Consider the following 25,390-nt stretch of genomic DNA (forward strand, 5'->3'; position numbering starts at 1 on the left):
AAATACTACAACGTATGATTGAGAATTTTTCATTGACAAGCCACCAACGCCAATATATGATAATGATTATCATTTTCATGTACTGTTTTGTACCAATTGTTTGTTACCCAAGCACAATACATAAACCTCTTTGCCTGCTGCCAATCCCCCAAGCTCAAAATAAGTTCATTTCCTTGAGGCAGTTCCAACATTCAAGAAATTCCCCAAAAAATATTTTATTAGAAGGAAGGATAAACCCATGGTTAAAAAGCGAGAAATTTCATTAAGAGCATTATTTATTTCGGCAGTGATGTTGGTTTTGCTAGTCGGCTGTTCAACCCAGCAATCAAGCTCGACGTCTGAACCGGCTGCGACTGAAAAGGCTTCGACCAGCACGGAAACGCCTAAAACGGAAACACCTGCTTCCCAAGAGACCGATGCTGCATATCCGATCGTAATCAAGCACGCTTTTGGCGAAACCGTCATTAAAAGCAAGCCTGAACGTGTAGCTACGATTCAATGGGCCAATCATGATGTGGCTCTTGCTCTTGGGGTTGTTCCAGTAGGCTTTTCTGCGGCGAATTACGGCGTTCAGGACGACAGCGGATTATTGCCTTGGACGGCTGAGAAGCTCAAGGAGCTTGGCGTAAGTGAGCCTAATGTTTTTCAGGATACGGACGGCCTTGACTTCGAGGCTATTTCCGATGCCGACCCGGATGTCATTCTGGCAGCCTACTCCGGAATCACGCAGGAAGATTACGATATTCTAACCAAGATCGCTCCGGTTGTAGCGTACCCGACGACTCCTTGGCTCACCACTTGGCGGGAACAAGTCATGTTAAATGCAACCGGCATGGGCATGAAAGCGGAAGGCGAACAGCTCATTAAGGATACGGAGAACCTGGTCAAGGAAAAAGCAAGCGAGCATCCTGAGATGCGTGGCAAGAGAGTGGTTTGGGTCAATTTCTCGGCTAAAGACATGTCCAAATTGCACATCTACACCCCTGCTGATCCTCGCGGTTCTTTTCTGATGGAGCTCGGGATGGAATATCCTGAAAGTGTTACGAATCAGATTACCGACACTACCAGCTACTCGCTGAATATAAGCGCGGAGAACGCTGATGTCCTTAACGATGCGGATATTTTGGTCGGGTATGGCGATGAGACTTTATATGAATCTGTGAAAGCAGACTCCCTGCTTGGCAAGATTCCGGCTATTCAAAGAGGCTCCGTCGTATTTATTGGCAACGGCACGCCGCTGGCGGCAGCCGGAAATCCGAACCCTCTTGCCATCTCATATACCATCGATGAGTACCTGGATTTACTTGGAGGAGCTATTAGCAAAATTAAATGAATAGTTCATCCATTTCAGAAAACAAAACCCTAAACTCCCGCATTCCGAGGAATTTCAGCACGGTTCTGGTGATATGTTTGGTTTTGCTCGGTATTAGCGTGCTCGCATCTTTCACCTTAGGCTCCCGGCCCATCCGATTTCATGAATTGATGGACGGATTATTTCACCCGGACATCGATTCCTACGGAGCAAACGTGGTTCGAAAAAGGATTCCTCGAACGATTTTCAGTTTGTTTTGCGGTGCAGCACTTGGCGTTTCCGGGGCGCTTATGCAAGCCGTCACCCGCAACCCGATTGCAGACCCGAGCATTCTGGGCGTCAACACCGGCGCAGCATTGTTTGTGGTTTGCGGAATTGCGTTCTTGAATATTAGCACCGCTAATCAATATATCTGGCTAGCCTTAGCCGGAGCGACCATTACCGCAGTGTTTGTATTCGGAATCGGTTCCATGGGGCGTGGCGGTGCTACGCCCCTTAAGCTTGTTTTGGCTGGAGCCGCCACAAGTGCTGCCCTCTCTTCGTTGGTTAGCGCCATCATGATTCCACGCTCCTACGTCATGGATCAATTCAGATTCTGGCAAGTGGGCAGCGTGGGTTCAGCGAACTGGAGCGATATGGCTACGTTCGCACCGTTTCTGGTGGTCGGCATGCTGTTAGGCATTATTTCGGCTTCGGCATTGAATGCGTTGGCGCTTGGAGACGAGGTCGCGACCGGACTGGGCGTTCGTACAGGAGTACTACGGCTTGTCGCGGCTTTTGCCGGGGTTCTTTTATGCGGAGCAACTACGGCGCTGGCAGGGCCCATCGGTTTTATCGGACTTTTGTCAACGCATGTCATCCGTCTTCTTCTTGGCTCCGACTTGCGTTATATTATACCGATGTCTGCCATTTCGGGAGCTGTCATATTAACGATATCCGATGTCATCGGCAGGCTGGTCGGCAGCCCCGGAGAACTTGAAGTCGGCGTCGTCACAGCCTTTATCGGGGCACCGATCCTGATCATATTAGCTATGAAAGCGAAAGTGCGTTCATTATGAAAAATAAAACTGTTGCGTTTATTATGGCAGGCAGGCGTCAAAGACGCCGTCGATGGATCCTTGTTACCACCTTCCTTGCGTTGCTTGCCTGCGCGCTCTGCTGCGCCATGCTTTTACTTGGCAGTACCATTTATCCCATTCAGGATGTCGTCCGGGCGCTTTCGGGTGAGAATATCAAAGGGGTATCTTTTGCTTTGAATACGATACGCTTGCCGAGAATGCTGGCCGGTCTTTTTGCGGGATTTGCTTTTGGCCTGGCCGGCAACACCTTCCAGACCATGCTGCGCAATCCTCTTGCGAACCCAAATGTCATCGGAATTACGTCCGGTTCGAGCGCAGCGGCTGTTTTTTGCATTATCATTCTTCATACAAGCAATGCTGTTGTTTCCATCGCTTCGGTGGTCGCAGGTCTGGCTACAGTAACCATCATTTATCTGTTGTCTCGGGCAAAGCCATTTTCCGTCGGGCGATTAATTTTGGTCGGTATCGGCATGCAGGCCATGCTGAACGCAGTTATCTCCTATCTTCTCTTGGTCGGCGCGGAGCAAGACATTCCGACAGCATTCAGATGGCTAAGCGGCAGCCTTAATGGCTCCCAAATGCATGAGCTTCCGGCTCTGGTGATATCGGTTCTGATTGGTACGCCTATCATTGTCATGCTGGGAAAACATCTAAGTGTACTGGAACTGGGAGAACAATCCGCCGCTTCTCTCGGCGTGAATACGGACCTGACCCGAATGGTGCTTATCTTAAGCTCCGTCTGCATGATCGCGATCGCTACCGCTACGACAGGCCCCATCGCTTTTGTCGCTTTTCTCTCAGGACCGATCGCCAAGCGATTGGTTGGCGTCGGGTTTTCGAACGCCATCCCGGCGGGGCTTGTTGGCGTAAATCTGGTTATGGCTGCCGACCTGGTCGGACAGTTTGCTTTTGAGGTCCGATTTCCTGTGGGCATCATAACCGGAATCCTCGGAGCGCCTTATTTGATTTTCTTGCTGATCCGAATGAATCGAAAGGGAAATTTATAATGAAACCTACGCATATTTTTAAAGCTGAGCATACGGTAGCGGGATACGATAATAAAACCATCATTCACGACATTAGTCTTGTCATTCCGAGTCATAAGATCAGCGTTATTATTGGAGCCAACGGATGTGGAAAATCTACGCTTCTGAAAACAATGGCAAGGCTGATCAAGCCTACATCTGGTCAAGTTACGCTGGACGGAAAGCCTATCGGCCATATACCGCCGAAAGAGCTGGCTCGTGTATTGGGTCTGCTGCCGCAGTCTCCCATTGTTCCTGAGGGGATCTCCGTCGCGGACTTGGTGGGACGCGGAAGGTTTCCGCACCAGTCATGGTTTAGCGGATGGAGCAAAAAGGATGAGGAAGCCGTTTCCGAAGCGATGGAAATTATGAATATCACGGAGCTGGCCAATCATAACATAGACGAACTGTCAGGCGGTCAAAGACAGCGCGTCTGGATCGCTATGGCACTGGCACAGCAAACCGACATTTTATTGCTCGATGAACCTACAACCTTTCTAGATATTACTTATCAGATCGAAATTCTTGACTTGCTCACAGACTTAAACCGAAAATATGGAACGACGATTGTCATGGTTCTCCACGATATCAACCTGTCCGCTCGTTATGCGGATCATATCTTTGCGCTTCATAACGGATTGCTTGTGGCTGAGGGGGCGCCCTCGCAAGTCATTACGAGCACCATGATCAAAGACATATTCGGGCTTGATTGCTCGGTAATCGAGGACCCCGTGTCAGGCTCACCCCATGTGATACCCAAAGGACGATATCATGTTCTATGATGTAGTGGATTCATTTTCTAGAAACACGGTCTTTTACTGCACCTATTAAAGCTGCCGGGAGTAATGTAACGGCAAAAATGGCAGTGAATAAGTTATGTTCTTGGGTTTTATAAGGTGTGAACCATTCCGTAAATAACTTTGATTCAGAAAAATCGGCAAATAATGACCCTTCTTTCACTTTGAATGGGGTCCACAAGGCATTATCAAACGCGATAAACAGTATTTGTAATACAATAAGTCCCCCTAAGAAATACATCCAGCTTTTTATCCGGGAAGAAGCAGCTTTATGTTGTGTATCTTTCAATGGATGCGCTCTCCTTTTTTATCATTTATTACTTCATCATGCATCCGCGGGGACTCTTATAAGTCTTTCCTCTTAAATAGGCTTATCGTTAAGAAATAGGAAGCAATGAATACAACGACGATACCGATTAGAATCAGAAGTAATGTTTGATCGTTAATGAGGCCTTTCTCGCTCACCATATTCATCAGCACCGCTGCAGGTTGTGCCAGGACAATTAAGGAGATCATGAATACGGCATTGATAATTCCGGCTCCTTTTTTGCTAAGTGCGTAAAAAAGAGGCATATAGATAGAGATGAGAACAAGCAGCATTCCTACGGAAACCAATAAGGACATCACTGTATAGTCTGGCTTGTCAAGCTGGGGGAACGAAAGATCAATGATCCGGTGAATCCCGTAAGAAGCAATGACTCCAAACAGTGTATACACGATGGCTGTTATGTATTTGGCCAGCACAATATGTTTGCGGCTAATCGGCAGCGTGACCAGAAATTTATGGTTATGGTTTTTGATATCGATCATCGTAGCTAGAATAATGGAGCCGAAAGCCGTATAGATTCCTACAAAATAGATAGACATTTCACTTTTTGGTATAAAAGCGATGCTGAATACAGCGAGATAGAGAAGAATCGTCCACAGTGAGCTTTTTAAAGCGATGAAATCTTTACGAAGCAAATTAAGCATGAACTCTTCCTCCCTTGGCAGTGAAATACATGATGTCTTCTAAGGTTGGTTTTTCTAAAATAGCATTATGGCTAAACAGCTGCGCGGCCTTGCGTCGATTATCTACCAAGCCCTCAAAACCAAGCGTCGTCTCACGAATCCCGATAAATTCCTTTCGAATATCGGAATCAATCAGTTGCATATCGCCCTTCACGATCGCGTATCTCTCAAGCACATCATCTTTCGCTTCATTGAATACAAGTTTTCCGTCATTGACGAAAGTAATGTAGTCGGCAATACGGTCCAAATCCGTCGTAATATGCGTCGAGAAGATAATCGTGTTTTTTTCGTCCTGCATCATATCTGCAAGCAGATCGAGCATTTCCCTCCTGAACACAGGATCAAGTCCCGAAGTCGGCTCATCCATGACCAGGAGCTCAGCCTCATGGGATAAGGCAACGGCAAGGGCGAGTTTAATCTTCATTCCCTTAGATAAATCTTCAACCTTCTTCTTAGGGGACAATTCGAATTGTTCGAGGTAGCGGTTAAATTTCTTTTCATTCCAATGGCTGTAAAAAGGTGCGATCATTCTCTTCGTATCACGAATCGTAAGATGCTCATAATAGAAGCAATCATCCGAGACGATGCCGATGCGCTGTTTAATGTCGACTTCATGTTGAGGCATATCCAGACCGAGTATTTTTACACTGCCGGAATCGGGACGTACCATGCCGAGCATCATCTTGATTAAGGTGCTTTTACCAACACCATTCGGACCAATGAGTCCGGTAATGTAGCCTTGTTTCACATCCAGAGATACATGATCGACTTTGAAAAGAGGGTATGTTTTCGTTAAATTTCGAAATTCGATTGCATTCATGGTGTTTGTTCCTCCTCGAACAGTAAAGTCAGATGATCGATTACATCTTGTTGACTCATGTTTAATTCCTTGCTTTCTCGAATGATATGGATCATTTTCTCTTCTAATCGCTTCATGCGCTGCTCCCTGATAAAATCTTTATTTGCCCCTGATACGAAGCAACCCTTGCCTACGACCGAGTCGATTAGCTTTTCGTTCTCCAATTCTTCATAGGCACGCTTAGTCGTAATAACACTAACCTGCAAATCCTTAGCAAGCTGCCTTATAGAAGGGAGACTGTCGCCTGCGCGCAATTCTCCACTCAGGATACTCTGTCTAATCTGGTTCATAATCTGTATGTAAATCGGATCGTTCGATGCGTTGGATAATATGATTTTTATGCCGTTCACCTCACTGCTGTTAATTAAGTGCATACCGTATATATATAATATATACACTATACCCTCTTGTGTCAATTCATCCATCTGGGCAGTGATTCTCGTCCTCTACGATTGTTAACATAAAAAGGCCGCGGGTTACGCTACTTCGTATGGGGATATATGCTTATATCTCCGACAGGGCCATTATGGGAATATGACTAAAGCAGCCGCCCCTTGTGCCAGGAGCGGCTGCTTTAAGTTTAAACTGTATTAACACTAGGGATGACATTGGGGATCGTAGTATTACGAAAAAATTTTGATCGGTTACTTTTGTTTTCGGTCCTCATTCATTTTTGCTGTAACTCTTCTAACATCTTCTGCATTTATTTTTCCATCCTGGTTCACGTCCAGCTTCTGCAAATCGCCTACCGGTTCTTTTCCTATATGCCTTGCTACCAGCCTGATATCATGATGATCTACGGTTCCGTTTCCATCCACGTCTTCGGGGATCGTTACTTTCGTTCCAATATGGATTCGGGACAAGTAGGTGCGGTCCGTGCCGTCCGAATAATACAGATATCCGTCATCGCCTATCGTAAAGCTATAAGCACTTGTTACCTCTCGATACTCCAGGGTAACCGGATCAATCGCAATGAGCTTGGAGCCGAAGAGCGCGTACAGTATACCGTCGGCATCCCATTTCAGCGGAACGGAAGACCATGCACCGTAATTGAACGATCCCGTGTGAACCTGCTTGCTCTTCACAATTTCCTTATGATCCGGGTCCATCGCGAAAATGGTACCGTTAACGGCTCCCCAAATCAGCCCATCATGGGGTCCTACTGTCAGTCGGCCGATAAATTCAGGTTTATCTATGCCTTCGATCTGTGGTGACCATTCCGCTAATTTCTCTCCAGTCAAGGCATTCATGGTAAACATTTTGGCTTCCTCTGCCGTCGGGTTGCTTCCGAGGCCGTTGTTAATATTCGTTGAACCGAAGATTATACCGTCTTTATAAGCAAGACCTACCACACTTTGATCTTGAACAACGTTTCGTATGACCTTCACGCCTGTCTTGTTCTCGGCATATGCGCTTGGATCAATGATCGTTACGGCTCCTCCATTAACCCCATATGCGGATACACTCCCGAAATAGATACGTCCGCCGCCGGATGTCGCTTCGATTAAACGATCCTGATGGGCCTCAGGGTCCACCTGCAGGAATTGGGAGGGATTGCCGTTACCCGGCGCTCTGGTTTGGTCATATTTATGAACATAGGCTTTGGGATACACTCCCATATACATGGCATTGTCATGATACACCATGCTGTCGGCCTGACCCAGGGAAATCGAAGTCACCTGATTCTGGTCCGGATCATAGACAGCCCCTGTACCTGCGCCCAATGTGCTCATAAACAACTGGTTATCCGAGCCTTTTTCAATAACGTGAATATTCAGCGGCGTCCCTTCAACGACCGGACGCGTAGCCGTCATCTTGTTCTGCGTAACGTTGAAATAAACGATTCCCCCGCCAAATTGCATGGTAACCAGATTCATGCCGATCAGATCCGGATTCTCATGCAAATCGATTTCGACCCAATCGGCACCTCTAAGCCCGCTGCCATAGGCCATGCCGGTGGAGCCGATCTCACCCGTTGCCACGTTGTAATATTTTAACGTGTTGTCCGCAATGAAGTAGACTTTGCTTTCATAAGAGTCCGTAACATGCAGACCGGTCACATTGGATAACTCAACGTTCAGCCAGCTGGAAGACTCGAGATCATAGACATACATATTTTTGGATTCGGAATATCGGGCGAATATATAGCGGTTGTCAACCAGATTCATATCGTACACAAAGCCGGTTTCCTGTTGATCCATCAACGGCTGCGCTATATTCGTTTTGCTTCCGGTCGCTAAATCCAGTTTGATGATTTGACCGTGCGCCGTACCGGCATAAATATGTCCTCCTGCTTCATCCAGTGCGATGGATCTTACGTATTCTTGCGGCTGGTTTCCTAGCATTCTCCCGTAATCTTCCGTAACGGTCCCCAGACCGAGATCGTATTTAAATACCTTACCGCCGGGATAAGTACCGATATAGGCATTACCTTTGCTATCGGTAACAAGTGACCACGGACCTTCGTCAACGAAGTCGTGTACAAGGTTTATCTCTTTGGTCTCGGTTGAATACAGCCAGAGCGTTCTGTGTGATGTCACATACACATGCTTTCCGTCCGGTGTGACTTCATGGTGCCAGGCATCTCCGCCCCCGCCCTGCAAGATCGATGTATGGATTACCTTATTCGTGGCCATGTCTACGACATTGAACTGGGCAGGAGAGCCTTTTACCGTTGTAAACATAACCTTTCTGCCATCCTGTTCCCCGACGGCCCCGTCATAGATGCTGATTCCCCGAATGGGTTGGGCCAATCGTTCCGGCTGTCCATACACTTTATCCTCCAACCGTATGGGATTCGAGAGACCTGCGGGGTTCGTGAGACCGGCGTCCTGCCATGCTTGTGCATTCATGGGTTTTGCCGGGAGGTTGGTTGTCATACAAGCACAGGAAAGCATAACCATTAAGCCCATCTTCACTTTTATACGCTTCAAATTTCCGCACCTACCTTTTCAATAGAAGATATTTCAACCGTATAACCCTAACTTGATCGATGTTACTGAAGTGCCGATGCATCCCGAATCAAATAGGCTGCTGCTTCAGATGAAATATGCTTCCCCGTTTGGGCGTGGACTTGATTGATAAATGCTGTGATATTCCCTTTTGTGGCCTTCGCAGCAAGGCTGTTCGCAATACCAGGATTATCGATCCATCCCTGTTCAGCGAATCGATACACAAGCTTTTCCAGACTCTCGAAACTAGTGACGATGTGGAAATTCATCTCTTGAACGGATTCATTGCCTGCCAAATCGGCTGCCCGTATCGTAAGCGTGTGCTCGCCCAGAGGGAGTCTGAATAACGGGAGGGCTGATGGATGGTCTACCCGCTCTCCGTCCAGCGTGATGACGGTTCCGTCCGTATCCATACCCGACCATTCGTCCTGAAGTTCGAAATCCAGCTTCAAATCATCTGCAGTGCTGATTTCTTCGGGTATGTCCGATTTCCAGCGGATTACGGGTCCCTCGCGGTCCACATGCAACTGGAGCTTACGCGGTGCCTCCTCGTTGCCAGCTTTGTCAATGGATCGATAAGTAAGCACGTGACGTCCATCCTCCTGCACATGCAATGGCGAACCATCGTAGCTGGTCCAGCTTGCTCCTTCATCCCAGGAGTATAAAGTGGATTCAATCCCGGCTCCTTCATCATAGGCCGACAGCGTAACCGTTACAGGGCTAACGAACCATCCATCCTTTCCATCAGGCTTCTCCGGATTGGTCGCAGGTTCTGTCGTTGGGGCCTGGGTATCCTCTTCTTCCGCATCGGATACGGGAATCATGTACATCCGTGTTTCTTGCGCATAATAGATGTTTCCGTCATCCCCCAAGGTAAAGAGTGCCGATTTGATTCCCAGTTCTTTATGCTCCATCGTGTCGGGATTCAAGATTGTCAACTGACCGTAGAGGTCGGTATAGAGCAGGCCATCGTTCCCCCATCTGAGGTGGATCGGCCTCCACATCCCGTAGTCCGTGACACCCGGATAAATGACCTTGCTTTTAACGACCTCCTGCGTGGCAGGGTCCACCGCAAACAGAATGCCGTCTGCTGCTGCCCAGAGGAGTCCGTCTTGATCGAAGGTCAGCCCGCTGATCATGATCGGGGATTTAACGGCGCCCGGAATATCAGGCGTGAATTCGCTAAGCTTTTCGCCGCTAACGGCATCCCACACAAACATTTTTGCTTCCGACTCGGTTGGATCGATGCCCAGACCACCTCTTATGCTGGTCGAGCCGTAAATCTTGCCGTCCCGATAAGCCAATCCCACGATGCTCTGGTTCCGAACGACATGGCGATGAACATCAAACGTTTCGGAGGCCGGGTCGTACGCAACGAGCGCTCCGCCCAATTCTCCGTAATACGGTATGGTCCCAAAGAAGATTTTGCCTCCGCCCGTAGTCTGGACATAAGGACGATCTTGGTCTTCCTCCATGTAGAATAAGGATTCCGGATTGAGGTCCGGCTTGTTCGGATCCGTTTGAACGGGAAGCGTTGTATCCAGCTTGCGAATCTCCGCTTTGGGATAAATGCCAAAGTATACGTCATTCCCAAGCGAGCCGATGCTTTCGGCTTGACCCATCGGATACGTCGAATGGGTGCGCGTAACGGGATCGAACACGCCTCCCAATGCGGAGGTCATGCCGCTTGTATAGATTTTGCCGCCCGGTCCTTTCTCCAGAGCCTGAATAAGCGTAGGTTGCCCTTCGGCAACCGCAGGCAGCGTCTTATGAATGCCGGACTCGAAGTTGAACAGTGCCGCCTTCCCTCCGAATTGGATCGTCACTAAGGTCTCGCCGGGAAGCTCCGGATCATCCGGAAAACGGACCCAGCCGGTAGAGCGGAAACCAGTTCCATAAGCAATCCCCGTATCCGTGACCTGCCGCGTCGTCATATCAAAAGCTTGAACTTTCCGATTTTGGACGAAATACACTTTTCCTTCGCGTTCGGGCGACACATCAAGGCCGCCGTATCCGCTGTATACCTCATCCAGCCAGACGCCCCTCGCCATATCGTATATAATCAATGCGGTTGTTCCATTGCCGTTTAAGTAAGCGAAAAGGTAATCCCCCCTGGCATCCAGGCCATACACAAACGGGAGACTGCTTACGCCCGGTACGTCCCGAATCGGCAGTTCTGTCTTGTCCCCGGTAACCGGGTCGAACTTGACGATATGGCCTACCGTGCCGATACCTGCATAAACGATACCATCCGCATAGGCAATAGAACGAACATACCCTTGGCCTTCTACCATGGTTCCGTAATTCGTGAACGAATTCGTTTTGGGATCGAATTTAAACACCTTGGCGTTGGGATACGTCCCGCCGTATACATTCCCTTGCTCATCCGTGACTAATCCCCAGATAGAGGTTTCGCCTGGAATCGCGGGTCCCAAATCATCAAGTTCTTTGGTCTGGGGCGAATATCGGTAAACTTTGGATTGACCTGCTATATATAGCGTTCCGTCTGGAGCAATGGTCTTAGCCCAGGAGCTGTCGGCATCCGGAAGCGGGATCGTCCGGAGCAATTTGTTGTCCACGAGGTCAATAACGTTTAACATGGCCGGCTTTCCATTCACCGTGGTATACATGACGTCACGACCATCCTCTTGACCATAAGCGCTTTCAAAAATGGCAATCTGCTGAATAGGAGCTCCCACGGAAACAGGGTCCCCGAATTGTTTGTTGATTGACGATTGAGCTTCTACAGGCACTGGTTGCAGCGAAGACAATCCTAATAGGGTTATCGTAAGTATGATCAACTGGGTTTTGAACGGCACGATATTTAATTTCATCAAATTTCCCCTTTCGAATATGGTTTAGCCTAGCGTTTGGAACAAACGATTGCCCCTCCCCTCAATTAACCTACAGGACGAAACAAGTATGGACTCCATTTCGTACTTGCTCATCATTGTAAAAATACTCAAGGGTTCCGTAAATGTCTCATTTTCAGAGATTTTGATTTTCTCCAAGTAGATTTGATGAATCCTTAAACATCCCTCAGGTACGGAGGATTCAGAGTGGTGGAAAATACAAATGAAGTGGAGAAATCAAAAAAACCGAAATCCTTAAATAAGGATTTCGGCAATATTGTGGCAACGGTTATCGAAACTCGCATTAAGCTCTGCGAATCGTAAATTCAAAGGACATGTCCATCGAAGGATCGATTTGATACTCCTCATGAACCGGAGCCCCCCAGCTGTCGTCACCCCCAACCCCCATTTGCCGCCCGGCAATGGTAACAACGGTATGGTGAACGTTCGGCAGCTCATAATGATGCGTCGCGTTCTCCAGCTCAAATGCGGTATACGGCGATATATTGGCTTCTACCGGTGCTGCCGATGGTGCCTCCATCGTGATGCCATGACCTTGATCGCTGGTTATGGATACCTCCCGCACGCCTGTACGATTGCCCGATTCCTGCGGTACCAAGTATGCTGAAACATTATCCGCCGCACGATTCCGGAAGCGACACAATTTAGCTCCAAATGCACGGTCGATATAATTCTCTTCCGGCCCGTTCGCATACCAATCCAGGTTGTCGTAGTCCGCCGGCACCTTGAAGGTAAGAGCAAAGATCGGCAGCCTCGGCAATCCCGGTGCACCTTGGTACCCCGACTTCACTTGAATGCTGCCATCGGTGAACACCGTATAAGATACGCGCACCCTTACTTCCTCGGACACGCTCAGTTTATACATATAGGTCACGGTCGCGTGATCCGAGTCCTCCGTAAGCTCGCAGCTTAACGTTCTCCGAGTCAGGCTAGCAGCATACCAAAGCGCGGAATCAAACTGCAGTCCAGCCCCTTTATCGTTATCCGTCATCGCTCTCCAGAAGAGCGGCACCGGTGGCGAAGAGATCATCTCCCGTCCCGCATACTTGACGGATATGAGGGTCCCTGCCTGCTTCGAGAACATGACGGAGAAATCACGCCCATGAACGCCGATGTTTACATCCCCTTCAACTACACGAAAATCATTAGCAGCCGTATCATGCGAAACATCTGAACCTGGTTGCAGGCGTTCCCTCACTTGAGTAGTGCTAGACTTATCAACAGCCAACGGGTTCTCCTCTCGGAAAACAAACTGTCCAAAAGCCATTTCATAACCGGCTTTCGCCCACAACGAATCCTTCTTGAGCACGAGTGAAACGTCTAACGCATACTCACCAATCGGAAGCCCTTCCTCAGGCAGTTCCAGCTTTACATATCGCTCTTCACCGGGTCCAACCTGGGTGCATACCGCTCCGCTGTAGATTTTCCTGCCTTCATTATTCAGGCAATATATAACATCATAAGCATCCAACGAAGCGAACAAGTTCTCATTTCTGATCGTGACGCCATAACGATCCGGGGTCAGCTTGACGTTCTGATACAGGAACTTCACTTCCTGCATTTTGGGGGACCATGTCCGATTCGCATAAACGATGCCGTTGCCGGAGAAGTTGTAATCGGTTGAACGATCATCAAAGTCCCCTCCATAAGCCATAAAAGGCTTGCCGTAACGATCATGTTTCACGATGACCTGATCCATGAAGTCCCAGATGAAGCCGCCTTGATACATCGGATATTTCTGCTCCAGCTCCGTGTATTTATGCAATCCGCCGACGGAATTGCCCATGGCATGCATGTACTCGCAGCTAATATAGGGCTTGGAAGGATCGTTTTGCAGATACTGCTCAATATCCGCCGGTTTTGCATACATGCGGCTCTCCATATCGCTCGCATCGTCATATTCCCGGTTATGGAACACTCCTTCGTAATGGACCAGCCGGCTAGGGTCCCTCTCCCGGAACAAGTTCGCAACGTTCCGAATGACTTCTCCGGCGTAAGACTCATTGCCGCAAGACCAGATCAAAATCGATGGGTGATTCTTGTCCCTCTCGATCATGGAAATGGCACGGTCCAACACGATATCCTGCCATTCCAGCCTGCTGCCCGGTATGTTCCAGGACGGCTCAACGGCTCCCATTTTCTGCCATGAACCATGCGTCTCCAGATTCATCTCGTCGATGACGTACACACCGTACTCATCACACAGCTCGTACCACATCGTCTGATTCGGATAATGCGACGTCCGTACGGCGTTGATATTCGCCTGCTTTAATGTCTTGATATCCCACAGCATATCCTCTTTCGTAATGCTGCGTCCGCGGCGGGAATTGAATTCGTGCCGGTTGACGCCTTTGAACACAATTCGCTTGCCGTTTAAATGCATCACCTTATCAATCATCTCGAATTTGCGAAAACCTATCTTTTGCGGCACGACCTCCACAAGGTTTCCGGATGCGTCATAGACGGATACGTACAATGTATATAAATTAGGCTCTTCTGCGCTCCACCGCTTGACCTTACCTGCAGCTAACGCAATCGACGCCGTTTCCCCGGAAGCATGGGTCTCCCCCCGGACCACTGGATTTCCTGCTGCATCCTTGAGCTCTAGGACTACTTTCGAAGCCGGCTTTCCCCTCAGTTGCATGGTAACCTTCAGCGTTCCACGTTCATACGTTTCATCCAAATCGGTTTGAACATGCAGATCCTGCACATGAACGTCAGGTACCGTGTACAGATACACATCGCGAAAAATACCGGAAAAGCGCCAAAAATCCTGATCCTCCAGCCAGCTTCCGGTGCTGCGTTGATAGACCTCGACAGCCAGCTTATTCTCGCCTTCCGTCAAGTACGGCGTAAGGTCAAAATCGCTCGGCGTAAAGCTGTCTTCGCTGTAACCGACAAACTCCCCGTTCAGCCATACATAGAAAGCCGATTCAACACCCTGAAAAGAGATATACAGCGGACGCTGCTGCCAGCCGGCAGGAACGTTGAAAAACTTCACATAGCTGCCCACGGGATTGTGGTCCTTTGAGATCATCGGGGGTCTAAGAAACTCCTGACCGTCCCATGGATACATCGTGTTCACGTACTGCGGCCGCCCATAACCCTGAAGCTGGATATGTCCGGGAACCTCAATATCATCCCATCCTCTGCAGGATTCTTCCGTTTTATAAAAATCCGCTTGGCGTTCTTTGGCATTACGGGCGTAACTAAACTTCCAGCTCCCATTCAGACTGCGGCGCCAAGGCATCTCTCCAAGCTGTTCGGCTTCCAGCATCGATTCGTAATACCGATGATCGGAGTGCGCGGGCATCCTGCCTACCGCAAATACACTGGGATCAGACAACCATGCAAGACTTGGCGCGACTCCTCGTTCAATCTGCTGTTTCATCTGTTTTCCTCCATATTTCAACTTTATTTCACGGAACCTGTCATCCCAGCAACAAATTGCTTCTGCATCATAAAGAACACAAGCGCCGTCGGCAGCGTCGTAATGACGATGGCGGACATGATCAAACCGTAGTCTGGAGCATAGCCTGATCCCAGGTTCGATATCAGCAGCGGCACGGTCATATTCTCCGGCGACTGCAGCACGATCAGCGGCCACAAATAGTTGTTCCAGCTGTTCAAGAAAGTAATAATCGCTGCGGCTGCATAGGTCGATTTCATCGTCGGCATATAGATGCGGAAGAATAGGCCCAGCTCCGACAGACCATCGATGCGACCGGCTTCCATCATATCCTTGGGAAACATTTTGGTGCTTTGACGGAAGAAGAAGATGAGGAACGCCGTCGTGAATGTCGGCAGAATGACAGCCCCTGCCGTATCAATGCCTAGAAAGGGCATAACCCCCGATACTTTGGCAAACATCTGAAATAAAGGCACCATAATCGCCGCGAACGGAATCATCATCGAGGCTAGCAGGATATTAAATACGATATCTTTGCCGCGGCTGCGGTACATCTCAAAGCCATAACCAGCGGCTGAGGCAACCAGCAGTGAAAGCACGGTAGTCACCACCGAGATTTTTGCGGAATTCCAGAGAGCTTGCCACATGTCCACGGAACTGAACAGATTGTTGATATTCTTGATCAGGTGCGAACCCGGCAGCAGCGTCCCTTTCGTTACGTCCACGGACGGATTGGTGGCACTGACAACCATCCAGATAAACGGAAAGATGGAGATCAGGGCAGCGATAATCAGAAACAGGTAAGTAAACACGCGTTTGGTTTTCATGATCTCTTGTCACCTCCAACTTTGTTCTGGATCATCGTCAATATGACCACCATGAGTACGATCGAGTAGGAAACGGTAGCTGCGTATCCAAAGTCAGGCGTGTATTCGAAGGAAAGATTGTAAATATATTGCGATATCGACATGGTTGCGTTTCCGGGGCCGCCTTTGGTGATGTTAACCACCTCGTCAAACAACTGGAGCGTTCCAATGGTCGATGTTATGGACGTAAACAAAATGATCGGCTTCAATAGCGGAATCGTAATTTTGAAAAACTGCGTGAAGGCATTTGCACCATCGATGCGTGCAGCTTCATACACGGATTTATCGATATTTTGAAGTGATGATAGATAGAAGATCATATTATAGCCTGTAAAACGCCAGGTAATCGCGATGATAATCGTAACTTTCGCCCAGAAAGGGTCGGTAATCCATTGAATCGGTTCCTGGATCAGATGAAGATTCACCAGAAATTTATTGACGATGCCGTCGGCTCCGAACATGTACTTAAAGACGACGGAGTACGCTACAAGCGAGGTTACCGTCGGCAGGAAAATAGCCGTTCTGAAAAAACCTTTAAACTTCAGTCTATCGTCATTGAGCAGCACAGCGATAAAGAGCGCCAGCACCAGCATGACCGGAACCTGAATGAGTAAGTAAATAAATGTGTTCTTGACGGCCGTAAGGAAGGTGGTATCGCTGAACAGACGAATATAGTTGTCTATACCGACAAACTGTAGATTGCTGCCCCTGCCTGATTTGAAGGATAGGATTAACGCTTGAACCATCGGATAGAAATAAAAAATACTAATCATGACGACCGGCACAAGGACGAAGAACCAGCCTGTCAAACGTATCCGCCTTTGACTGTTCAGGCCCTTATGAATTTGCGGGCTTAGCCTGGCTTTTTCTGTATTCACACCACTCCACACCCTTCTGTTGATCACATGTCTTATGGATAGAAATAATAAAACCCTCGCTCCCTTCCTTCAGCAGATGTCCACTTTTCAGGAGAAGAAGGAGCAAGGGCATTTGTGTACTGCCTGAGTGTGTTTAACGAATTTGCGTATCGGCCTGCGCCTGCGCATCTTTCAGAACGGTTTCCACGTCTTTACCGCCGAGATACGCCTGCATGGCAACGACCATAATGTCCTCGATGGCGTACGTATTCATGCCGTAGTTAACGTTAGGAATTTGTTCGGTCCAAGCGGCAAAGTCTGATACGACTTTTTGGCCTTGGAAATATTCATCCGCTGCCGCGTAAGCTTCTCCGCTTGCGGCGGCTTTCAGGGTGCCGATGACCCCGACTTTTGTGTTCAACGTCTGATACAGCTCCGCATCGGAAGCAAATGTCTTCGCGAGGAACTCCGCAGCTGCTTCTTTACCCTCTACATTCATGACATACCAGGAGCTGCCGCCAAGGTTGGATGCATGGACGGACCCCTCTGTTGCCGCAAGCTTAGGAAGCGGAGCTACCGCCCATTTACCGGATTGGGAAGCTTCGGCTTTGATCGAAGGTGTAATCCAGTTACCGGTCGGCACGGTAGCCACTTCACCGCTGTTGAATGCTCCGACAAATTGGCTCCAGTCCGAGTTCACCTTCACGATGCCGGAATCCATCATTTCTTTGTACAATTCAAAGGCTTCCTTCAATGGAGCATTGTCTGCAATCGTCGGAGTCTGGCCATCTTCTGCTGTATACCACGCCCCCGCTGATTGGATCATCATGCGGATAAGTCCCAAATCGTTAGGATCGAGCGTAATCATGTTTTTGCCGGTTTTCTCTTTGACGGCTTTGCCAATCTCGATGTACTGCTTCCAGTCGATGTCCTGCAGGTCATCCAGACTGTAGCCTGCTTGCTCGAGATAATCCGTTCGCACGTACATTCCCGTCACGCCGGAATCAAACGGAACGCCGTACTGCTTGCCATCTACGCTGGTCGGGCCAATCTTATAGTCCGCAAAGTCATCCACTTTCACGATGTCCGTCAATTCGTAGAAGGAATCCGGATACGCTTGCAAGAAGCTCTGCGCACGGTAATCCTCAATGAGCACGATGTTAGGCAAGCCTTTCGTGGAACCGGAGTTCAACCCGGTGTTCAGCTTTTGAACGATATCGGCCTGCGCATTCTCTACAACATGAATCGTGACGTCCGGATTCACTTGGGCATAGGCTTCTTTAGCTACATTCATGGCGGCAATGTTAAATGCCGGGTCCCAAGCCCATACCGTAATTTCTTTTGGAGCGGCACTGCCTTCACCGCTAGAGCTGCCGTTACTGCCCGACCCGCCTTCCGTACCGCCGCCCGAAGAGCATGCCGACAAGAGGACAACCCCGGCCAGCAGTAAGCTCATTAATTTTTTCAATGTGTAACCCCCTTTTAAGTCTGAAAATAATAAAAGATGGAAGCGTTTTCTCTGCTACGCATCCATCTTATCATTTTGTATTCGTTTTCATTGGCACTATCTTTGTTAGCATTGGTGCTATTATTGGATCCTGTTTTTCGCCTTCATACCGGCTCTGGTACAATCTTTAGGTTCTTGTAATATCTTTAGCTTTTGGTCAATGGTAGCGTAATGATGATTTTTGTTCCTTCACTGCGTTTGCTTGTAATGTGGATCCCGTATTTCTCGCCGTACATCAACTTAATTCGGTCATCCACATTGCGTATCCCAATGCCGGAGAACAATTGGCGTTTGCTCATCGGTGCAGGCAACGATTCTTCCTCCGCCGGGTTCTGCTCCAGATTCATTCCGTCCCCGTCATCTACAACTTCACATACAAGCTGGTCTTCCTGAACCGCGATCATGATCAGAATTGTTCCCTCTCCCTTGATGTTGAATGCGTGAAAGAATGCATTCTCAATAAAAGGCTGAAGAATGAGTTTGGGCATATGATAATCCAGGCTATCCGGCTCCACAAAGTAATGAACGCGGATTTTCTCACCGTAACGCACGTGATTAATATACACATAATGCTTCAGTGTCTCCAGCTCCTGCCGCACAGGTATGGTGGAATGAATATCGCTGACTGTATTTTGCAGAAGCGATATAAGCGCGTTGATCGTACCCGCGGCTTTTTCCTTGTTGCCCTGCTGCACCAGAAATTTGATCGAAGCCAGCGTATTGTATAAAAAATGTGGATTGATTTGCATTTGGAGCGCGGCCAGCTCCGCATTTCGCTGCTGCTTCTGGGTTTCCATCAATCGATCCACATAATCGTGCAGCTCATCAAGCATATAATTATACGCATTCCCTAATTCCTTAACTTCATAACTGCTATTGGCAACATCTACATGATGATCGAATCCGCTTGTCGGAATATTCGACATCTGTTTGACGAGCACACGGAGCGACTGCGTCATTCGCCGGGTGATCAGAAAAACAATGACAAGTGATATCGCAACGATGGACATGATTGTCAAGGTGACTGCTTTAGCGTTCACCATCTGTCCGGTCACGGCTTTCTTGTCGATCATATTGACCAAATAAAATTCGAATTCCGGCAAGTATTCCGAGAACACAATTCGTTCGTTCCCCATCACATAGGCAGATGGATCGTCCTCTCCCTCGCCCTGATCCGTTACGACTTCTTGAAGCAGCCCCTCATCCGCCATCCCGATCAACTCGGTCCTGTTGCTGGATACAATAACCCCTTCCTCGTTCAACAGCACGACGTCATTGCCTTCGCTTGTAAAATTCGCATAGAAGGGTTTAAAATTCCGGTCGCGAATGACCACGTAAAGCGTGCCATACATTCTCCCGGTCGACTGATCAAAGAGAGCTTTGGAAGCGACGAGCATGGGCTCCTTTGCGTCTGCGCTATGATCCTCGCCGCGATAAAGCTGGTATAAGATTTGCGCAGGGTGTGCCATAGTCGCTTTTGTAATCGGGTGATCCTTCAGTTCCTTGGCCGAGATAGACCAATACCAAGGATCTGTGGAATAACTTCTCCCATTCGCTCCAACGATCATGATGCCAACATCGTAAGCACTAAAGTTAGACTGGACCGACTTCATGCCCTCTGTCATCTGATATGTTTTCATCGCAAGCGCCACGGCCTCCGTCTCTCCGCCCGATAAATAACTGCGGATTGCCGCATTCTGGGCGATCATGGTGGCACCGGTTGCTATGGCGTTATTATAGGACTCCAGGTTTGACTTCATCTGGTTTAACAACTTGCCGTTCGTGATGCTGAATGTCTGCAGAAATAACTTTTCCGACATGCTGATGGTAATGGATAGCGTCAGAAGTGATACGGTAACGATGCTGATGAGGGTCACGAGAAACAGCTTAAGGAATAACCCCTGTTTTCGCAGCTTGTTTATGGCTTGTCCAATCATGATTCCCGTATCTCCCGTGCGTCTTGCCTCCGAAACTGGCTCGGAGAGATGCCTGTCTGCTTCTTGAACACCTTGGTGAAGTAGCTCTGATCCGAGTATCCCACGCTGGCGCTGATTTCGGAAATCGTATGTTCCGTTGTCAGAAGCAGCTCCATGGCTTTTTCCAAGCGGATTTTGTTGAGGTATTCACTGAAACCTTCTCCATTATACGCAGCAAAATAACTCGACAGATACGATGCATTGAAGTGGAACTTCCTGGCCACTCCGGTGAGTGTGATGGGGTCGGCATAATGGTCCTGAATATATTCAAGCAGCCGGTCCATATTGGGATTAACGGATGTATTCGTCTCGCCTATCGCACGTTCCGCTTCGCGGATGAACGCTTCGACAACAGCGATAGCTTCGCTGGCATACCTGGCTTCGTCTATTTTTCGGAAATAATCGTATTTGGCATTCTCCAGGCTTCCGGTCTCAACCTTCATTTTTCCAAGCGTGGTCGCCACGTTAAATATGAAATTCCCCAACGACGATTTGAATTCGAAAATATCGGTGCGATAATCCATCGAGCGCAGGCCGGCGTATTCCAAAAAGCCGGTGAAGGCCTTCCGGTACTGCCTACGTTTCAACAGTTCCATGAGCTCGCCCATGTCATATTCGAGATGCGAATCCGGAAGGCCCGGCAAATGTTCGTATTCAATCAGCGTCCGGTCCTTAAGGAAGAAGCCGTATCGCATGAGTTTCAGATAATTGTCATGGTAGACCTCACCGAGACTTTTAAAATCGGCGAAGCACTGGCTGATAACAAAATGCGTCTCACTCATATCCTGTACCAGTTTGGAGATCAGATGCCGGAGTTCAATAACAAGCTCGTCCCACCGCTCAGGATTCACATTGAGCAGAAAAAGTGCCGTATCGTTAATAAACTTCAACCGTATATACACGAACTCGGACAAAGCAAGCTGCTGAAGCCCTCGTTCCATTTCGTTTCCGAAACTCCATTTGTCACCGGAATCTTTCATGTGCTTCATATCCGCTCCAAAAAACAAATACTGTCCATAAGGGAATATCGAATCCAGCAACACGGGATCCAGCGCAGGCTCATACCCGGTCATAAGTTTCTCGATGGCTTGCAGGATCTGCCCTTCCTCACGACCCGCGCTTGGATCATCCTCCGGCTTCATGGCGACCATTTTGGCCGTAGTTTTATTTAGGATGGATAATAGATAATCAGCTTCCAGCTTTGGCTTCAGGATATAGTCCGCTACACCACTCTGAAAAGTAGACCGGACGTAATCGTATTCACTGAAACTGCTGAGCACGATGACTTCGATGTGAGGATGCTTCTCCTTAACAATCTTGACCAGTTTCTCCCCGCCCATGACAGGCATTACGATATCTGTAAGAATGACGTGAGGATTCACCTCATCCATCAAATTCAGTGCTTCCAGACCGTTAGACGCCTCACCGACGATTTGGTATCCTTCCTGTTCCCAATTGAGCAGGTGCTTAATCCCCTGCCTGACAAGCATTTCGTCATCCACAATCATGATCTTGAATAATGGTTTCATACCTGCCTCCCTTGCAGCCTTGTAACCGTTTACGATTTGCCGGATATGTCTTAGCCAACCTTCATTTCAACGACATGATCTAATTAACTCAAAGATTATGGCATACAAATATCATACACTGCAACGTACGATTAAAAAATATAACGGACTGCATATATACCGTTCCTCTACTAAATACATTTTTAAAAAAAAGGGGTCAAAAAGCCAGACCGGGGGCGGTTCTGGCTTATGCCAAGCTACCTATAAGATTGGGAGCGTGCTAATCCCTCATTATTGTTATCCCCCATGATATACTCATAATAATCCGGTAATCTCTTCGCGAAAAGATAGTAATCTATCCAGCGTCTTTGTTTAGTTTCATTAATAATCTCAGTAAATTCAGAAACTGTAACTCCCTTATACCTGCAAGAATGAAGCATTTTGTTATCCCCCAGAAAGATGGCAATATGAGCTACTCTATTAATCCCTTTCTTCCTGTAACGCTTACGATTAGTAAAAAACAATAAATCGCCACGTTTGAGTTGTTTTTTTTCTATTTTTTCACCTAGCAAACTTTGCTCGCGAGATGTGCGCGGAAGAAGAATGCGAAGTTGACCATACAGAAATTGAATAAATGAACTACAATCAAATTCATTTGTCTGAAAAGGTTTTGCTCCCAAACGATAAGGTGTTGATAGATATTTATAACCTTCCTTTATTATCTTTTCACTGCTATTTTTGATATATAATTTTGGCTTGGTTTTAATTTTCATATATCTCACTCTCCCGAAGTAAAGCTAGGGACAAGGCTTCTTCTTTTAGACATCCGCTGTTATAATGCCTTCACGTTTAAGGACTTGCAAAATCTCCTTGGCTCTAAACTTATACATATGCTTTCTGATTGTAGTCTGTCCCTGGAGTTGAATGGCCTTTCTCTCAGCCGGGTGATTCAAATAATATTTAATCACTCTCTGCATCTCTTCTTTACTCCCTGCAGTAACCAGGTCTTTCCCTGGAGTAAAATAACGCTTTATAGCAGGTGTATCACTAGTTAGCATAAATCCGCCTGAGCCAAGTATCTCATAAGTTCTCTGAGTGAGTTGATTCCTCTTATTTTGAAGACCAATCATGATATCTGTTGAATTGTACACTTTATGTGCTTCCTCAAAGCAGTTTAGTATACTGTATTCTAATATTGATGAGAGGTTTGGGCCGTAAAAGAAAAACTGCAAAAAAACGCCACGAGTGTTATTCCGTGTCCTGACAACATTTGAACTGAATATGAACAGGCAAAAAAAATGCTGCGGCGTCACATACAAGGAAGCTTTGTATGTGAGCCGCAGCATAGAGATACAGCGATAACGTTCAAATGATCCGATCGATGGCCTCATGAATCTGACTAAACTGATGGCGTCATGATGGGCAACATGACAATGAAGGTCGTTCCTTCACCTGGCTCGCTTTCGACTCGGATATCACCTTGATGTAGAGATACGATCATTTAACGATGGCGAGTTCATACCGCTGCCGTCATACTTACGACTGTGAGAACGTTCGGCTTTGGTCCTCAATGGAAATCGACTTGCGTTACTGGGAGGCAGCAGCTTTCTTGACGCCGCTGATCTGCCCACCATGCTGAACGACAATCACGTCTTGTCCGATAAGCGTCGGCAATGGAGTGCCTTTGTATTGAGCGGAGGCCAGCGTACGTCCGCTGTTCGTATCGAGCGTCAACAGCTTGCCGTTGTCCAGTCTTACATAGGCAAGGCCCGCATCCCCGAGGGACCATTCGGCCACTCCCGCTTCGAAAGCATAAGTTTTATCCGGGTCGGCCTTAGAACGACTATCCGTCGGGAATCGGGAAACTACAGCTTTCTTCTGAGTCTCGTCATACTTTTCAATGACATAGAAATATTCCCCATCGGATACGACATCGGATGCACTTTGATCTTCCACGAAATCCACGGGTATATAGGATCGGGTAGCCATAATTTTCCCATTGGTCAGATTCATTTCATCGATGTTCGCTGCATATCCGGCATCGATGCCTTCGGTTACGTCACGCGTATAGAACGACTTATCGTTCGAGAAGAGAATGTCCTGGTGGTCACCGTCGGTCTGTTTCCATTTTACTTTGCCGTTCTGAGCATCGATTCCCTGTAACCCGCTCGTGGTCAATGCTCCGTCGATAATCGTGGTTGCGACAAGGATTTTTCCCGTTTGGAGCAGTTTGTACCCATGGGCGCTGCCCTTCAATTTCCACTTAACCTTCCCGTTTGATGCGTTGTACGCCGTCAGCCCATACGCATCCCCGACATAGATCACACCATCGGCTGCATGCAAACTGAGGTTCACATAGCTTTCTTTCTTTCCTGGCTGGGATTGTGTTTTAACTTTCCATTGCAGCTTGCCGGTTGCAGCATTGAGCTTAATTAATCGGCCTGTCGCATCCGTAAACCATACCGATTGGCCATCCGTTACGGTCTGTGAGACGGCAGCGGCGGGATACGTCCAGCGGGTTTTGCCTGCCAACGCGTCAAAAGCAATATATTTCTTCCCAACGGTATAATATAAGTTGTTCTTAATTAATGTGGTTTGGGGGCTAATCCGGCTTGGATCTCCCAACGTCTTCGTCCATATCGGCTTTAGGTTGTGGGAAGACTTGTCCACAGCAGACGCAGCAGCTGCGACATGCCCCGGCCCTGGCAGCACGGAAGAGATTGGCGATGCGAGAAGAGCTACGGCCATGCCTGTTGTGACGAGTCGAGTAACGGTTTTCTTTTGAATGGTATACATGGATGTTATTCCTCCTATGACTGAATATACATATCAGACGTTAAGATCGAGATAAGGTTGCATGAAAATACTAAAAAACCCATAAAATATATAAATATATTAAAATATCCAAAGATCAGTCATTCAACGAATCTATGAAAAGGCTGCGCCAACTCACAACGGGGTATTGAGTCGGAGAATCCATAACATGTTGAGAGTCCGTGTGAAAACGGAATCATGCTTTCTCTTTCTGACTGGGATCACATGTTATTGTAGTATGACTAATTAGTTTTTTCAAGAACTAAATGGTTTTTGTGCAGATATAAGAAATGACGCATTCGTTGGATAGCTAAGACCCATTAAATGCATCATCGTTGTTTAGTCGAATATAAACAGCTCCTCAATGGGCGCTCCCACCACCCGCGAAATATCGATCGCCAGCTTTAGCGAGGGATTATATTTCCCCGCCTCCAGACGGATGATGGTCTCTCTTCGAACCCCGACCTTGCCCGCCAACTCGTCCTGGGTCATCCCCGCTAACTGCCTGTACTTTTTTAAATTGCATTTGAATGGTTCCATGGGCAT

20 protein-coding genes and 1 pseudogene are annotated in these 25,390 nt (G+C 47.9%); 4 read left to right on the top strand and 17 right to left on the bottom strand.

Annotated elements, in window-relative coordinates; genetic code table 11:
* The first annotated feature begins 238 nt into the window (after nucleotides 1-238).
* The 4 genes from MKY82_RS25695 to MKY82_RS25710 are packed head-to-tail and all read left to right on the top strand — an operon-like array spanning nucleotide 239 to nucleotide 4,198.
* On the top strand, nucleotides 239-1,333 hold the full coding sequence (locus tag MKY82_RS25695; protein WP_339294671.1) for an iron-siderophore ABC transporter substrate-binding protein: 1,095 nt from the start codon (nucleotides 239-241) through the stop codon (nucleotides 1,331-1,333).
* Nucleotides 1,330-2,370, top strand: coding sequence for an iron ABC transporter permease (locus MKY82_RS25700; protein WP_194544106.1), 1,041 nt, complete (start codon nucleotides 1,330-1,332; stop codon nucleotides 2,368-2,370). The genes MKY82_RS25695 and MKY82_RS25700 overlap by 4 nt, the downstream gene beginning before the upstream one ends.
* Nucleotides 2,367-3,398 carry an iron chelate uptake ABC transporter family permease subunit gene (locus MKY82_RS25705; protein ID WP_194544107.1) on the top strand — a complete coding sequence of 344 codons (1,032 nt, stop codon included), beginning with the start codon at nucleotides 2,367-2,369 and terminating at the stop codon, nucleotides 3,396-3,398. Before MKY82_RS25700 ends, MKY82_RS25705 begins: the two co-directional genes overlap by 4 nt.
* Nucleotides 3,398-4,198, top strand: a complete 801-nt coding sequence (locus tag MKY82_RS25710; protein WP_194544108.1) for an ABC transporter ATP-binding protein — start codon at nucleotides 3,398-3,400, stop codon at nucleotides 4,196-4,198. Before MKY82_RS25705 ends, MKY82_RS25710 begins: the two co-directional genes overlap by 1 nt.
* A 10-nt stretch (nucleotides 4,199-4,208) precedes the next feature.
* Here the strand turns inward: MKY82_RS25710 and MKY82_RS25715 are convergent, their stop codons facing one another.
* The 17 genes and pseudogenes from MKY82_RS25715 to MKY82_RS25795 form a co-directional block, all read right to left on the bottom strand.
* Complete coding sequence (locus MKY82_RS25715; protein WP_339294672.1) at nucleotides 4,209-4,502, bottom strand: YfzA family protein; 294 nt, start codon at nucleotides 4,500-4,502, stop codon at nucleotides 4,209-4,211.
* Between the two features lie 56 nt (nucleotides 4,503-4,558).
* The gene (locus MKY82_RS25720) at nucleotides 4,559-5,185 is read right to left on the bottom strand and encodes an ABC-2 transporter permease (protein ID WP_194544110.1); all 627 of its coding nucleotides are present in this window, start codon (nucleotides 5,183-5,185) and stop codon (nucleotides 4,559-4,561) included.
* The gene (locus MKY82_RS25725; RefSeq protein ID WP_339294673.1) at nucleotides 5,178-6,044 is read right to left on the bottom strand and encodes an ABC transporter ATP-binding protein; all 867 of its coding nucleotides are present in this window, start codon (nucleotides 6,042-6,044) and stop codon (nucleotides 5,178-5,180) included. The genes MKY82_RS25720 and MKY82_RS25725 overlap by 8 nt, the downstream gene beginning before the upstream one ends.
* A complete protein-coding gene (locus MKY82_RS25730) occupies nucleotides 6,041-6,424 on the bottom strand; it encodes a GntR family transcriptional regulator (RefSeq protein WP_071223391.1) in 384 nt (127 codons plus the stop codon). The genes MKY82_RS25725 and MKY82_RS25730 overlap by 4 nt, the downstream gene beginning before the upstream one ends.
* Nucleotides 6,425-6,727: 303 nt before the next feature.
* Nucleotides 6,728-9,016 carry a dockerin type I domain-containing protein gene (locus MKY82_RS25735; protein WP_339294674.1) on the bottom strand — a complete coding sequence of 763 codons (2,289 nt, stop codon included), beginning with the start codon at nucleotides 9,014-9,016 and terminating at the stop codon, nucleotides 6,728-6,730.
* 62 nt (nucleotides 9,017-9,078) lie between these two features.
* The gene (locus MKY82_RS25740) at nucleotides 9,079-11,868 is read right to left on the bottom strand and encodes a hypothetical protein (protein ID WP_339294675.1); all 2,790 of its coding nucleotides are present in this window, start codon (nucleotides 11,866-11,868) and stop codon (nucleotides 9,079-9,081) included.
* A 322-nt stretch (nucleotides 11,869-12,190) separates the two neighbouring features.
* A complete protein-coding gene (locus tag MKY82_RS25745) occupies nucleotides 12,191-15,298 on the bottom strand; it encodes a glycoside hydrolase family 2 TIM barrel-domain containing protein (RefSeq protein WP_339294676.1) in 3,108 nt (1,035 codons plus the stop codon).
* A 23-nt stretch (nucleotides 15,299-15,321) separates the two neighbouring features.
* Nucleotides 15,322-16,143, bottom strand: a complete 822-nt coding sequence (locus tag MKY82_RS25750; RefSeq protein ID WP_339294677.1) for a carbohydrate ABC transporter permease — start codon at nucleotides 16,141-16,143, stop codon at nucleotides 15,322-15,324.
* Nucleotides 16,140-16,955: a sugar ABC transporter permease gene (locus MKY82_RS25755; RefSeq protein ID WP_233355134.1), complete on the bottom strand. Its 816-nt coding sequence runs from the start codon at nucleotides 16,953-16,955 to the stop codon at nucleotides 16,140-16,142. The genes MKY82_RS25750 and MKY82_RS25755 overlap by 4 nt, the downstream gene beginning before the upstream one ends.
* Before the next feature lie 238 nt (nucleotides 16,956-17,193).
* Nucleotides 17,194-18,507 carry an extracellular solute-binding protein gene (locus MKY82_RS25760; RefSeq protein ID WP_339294678.1) on the bottom strand — a complete coding sequence of 438 codons (1,314 nt, stop codon included), beginning with the start codon at nucleotides 18,505-18,507 and terminating at the stop codon, nucleotides 17,194-17,196.
* A 185-nt stretch (nucleotides 18,508-18,692) separates the two neighbouring features.
* The gene (locus MKY82_RS25765; protein ID WP_339294679.1) at nucleotides 18,693-20,483 is read right to left on the bottom strand and encodes a sensor histidine kinase; all 1,791 of its coding nucleotides are present in this window, start codon (nucleotides 20,481-20,483) and stop codon (nucleotides 18,693-18,695) included.
* Complete coding sequence (locus MKY82_RS25770) at nucleotides 20,480-22,051, bottom strand: response regulator (RefSeq protein WP_339294680.1); 1,572 nt, start codon at nucleotides 22,049-22,051, stop codon at nucleotides 20,480-20,482. The genes MKY82_RS25765 and MKY82_RS25770 overlap by 4 nt, the downstream gene beginning before the upstream one ends.
* Before the next feature lie 236 nt (nucleotides 22,052-22,287).
* Nucleotides 22,288-22,803 (bottom strand): C40 family peptidase, encoded by a 516-nt coding sequence (locus MKY82_RS25775; protein ID WP_220684177.1) that lies wholly within the window; start codon nucleotides 22,801-22,803, stop codon nucleotides 22,288-22,290.
* Between the two features lie 45 nt (nucleotides 22,804-22,848).
* Nucleotides 22,849-23,181, bottom strand: a complete 333-nt coding sequence (locus tag MKY82_RS25780) for a glycosyltransferase (RefSeq protein ID WP_339294681.1) — start codon at nucleotides 23,179-23,181, stop codon at nucleotides 22,849-22,851.
* A 248-nt stretch (nucleotides 23,182-23,429) separates the two neighbouring features.
* A pseudogene (locus MKY82_RS25785) lies at nucleotides 23,430-23,592 on the bottom strand (ATP-binding protein); the annotation flags it as partial.
* 25 nt (nucleotides 23,593-23,617) lie between these two features.
* On the bottom strand, nucleotides 23,618-24,826 hold the full coding sequence (locus tag MKY82_RS25790) for a PQQ-binding-like beta-propeller repeat protein (protein ID WP_220684170.1): 1,209 nt from the start codon (nucleotides 24,824-24,826) through the stop codon (nucleotides 23,618-23,620).
* 357 nt (nucleotides 24,827-25,183) lie between these two features.
* Nucleotides 25,184-25,384 (bottom strand): helix-turn-helix transcriptional regulator, encoded by a 201-nt coding sequence (locus MKY82_RS25795; RefSeq protein WP_194544128.1) that lies wholly within the window; start codon nucleotides 25,382-25,384, stop codon nucleotides 25,184-25,186.
* Nucleotides 25,385-25,390 lie beyond the last annotated feature (6 nt).

This window comes from Paenibacillus sp. FSL W7-1279 (genome assembly GCF_037969845.1).
GTDB lineage: Bacteria > Bacillota > Bacilli > Paenibacillales > Paenibacillaceae > Paenibacillus_AQ.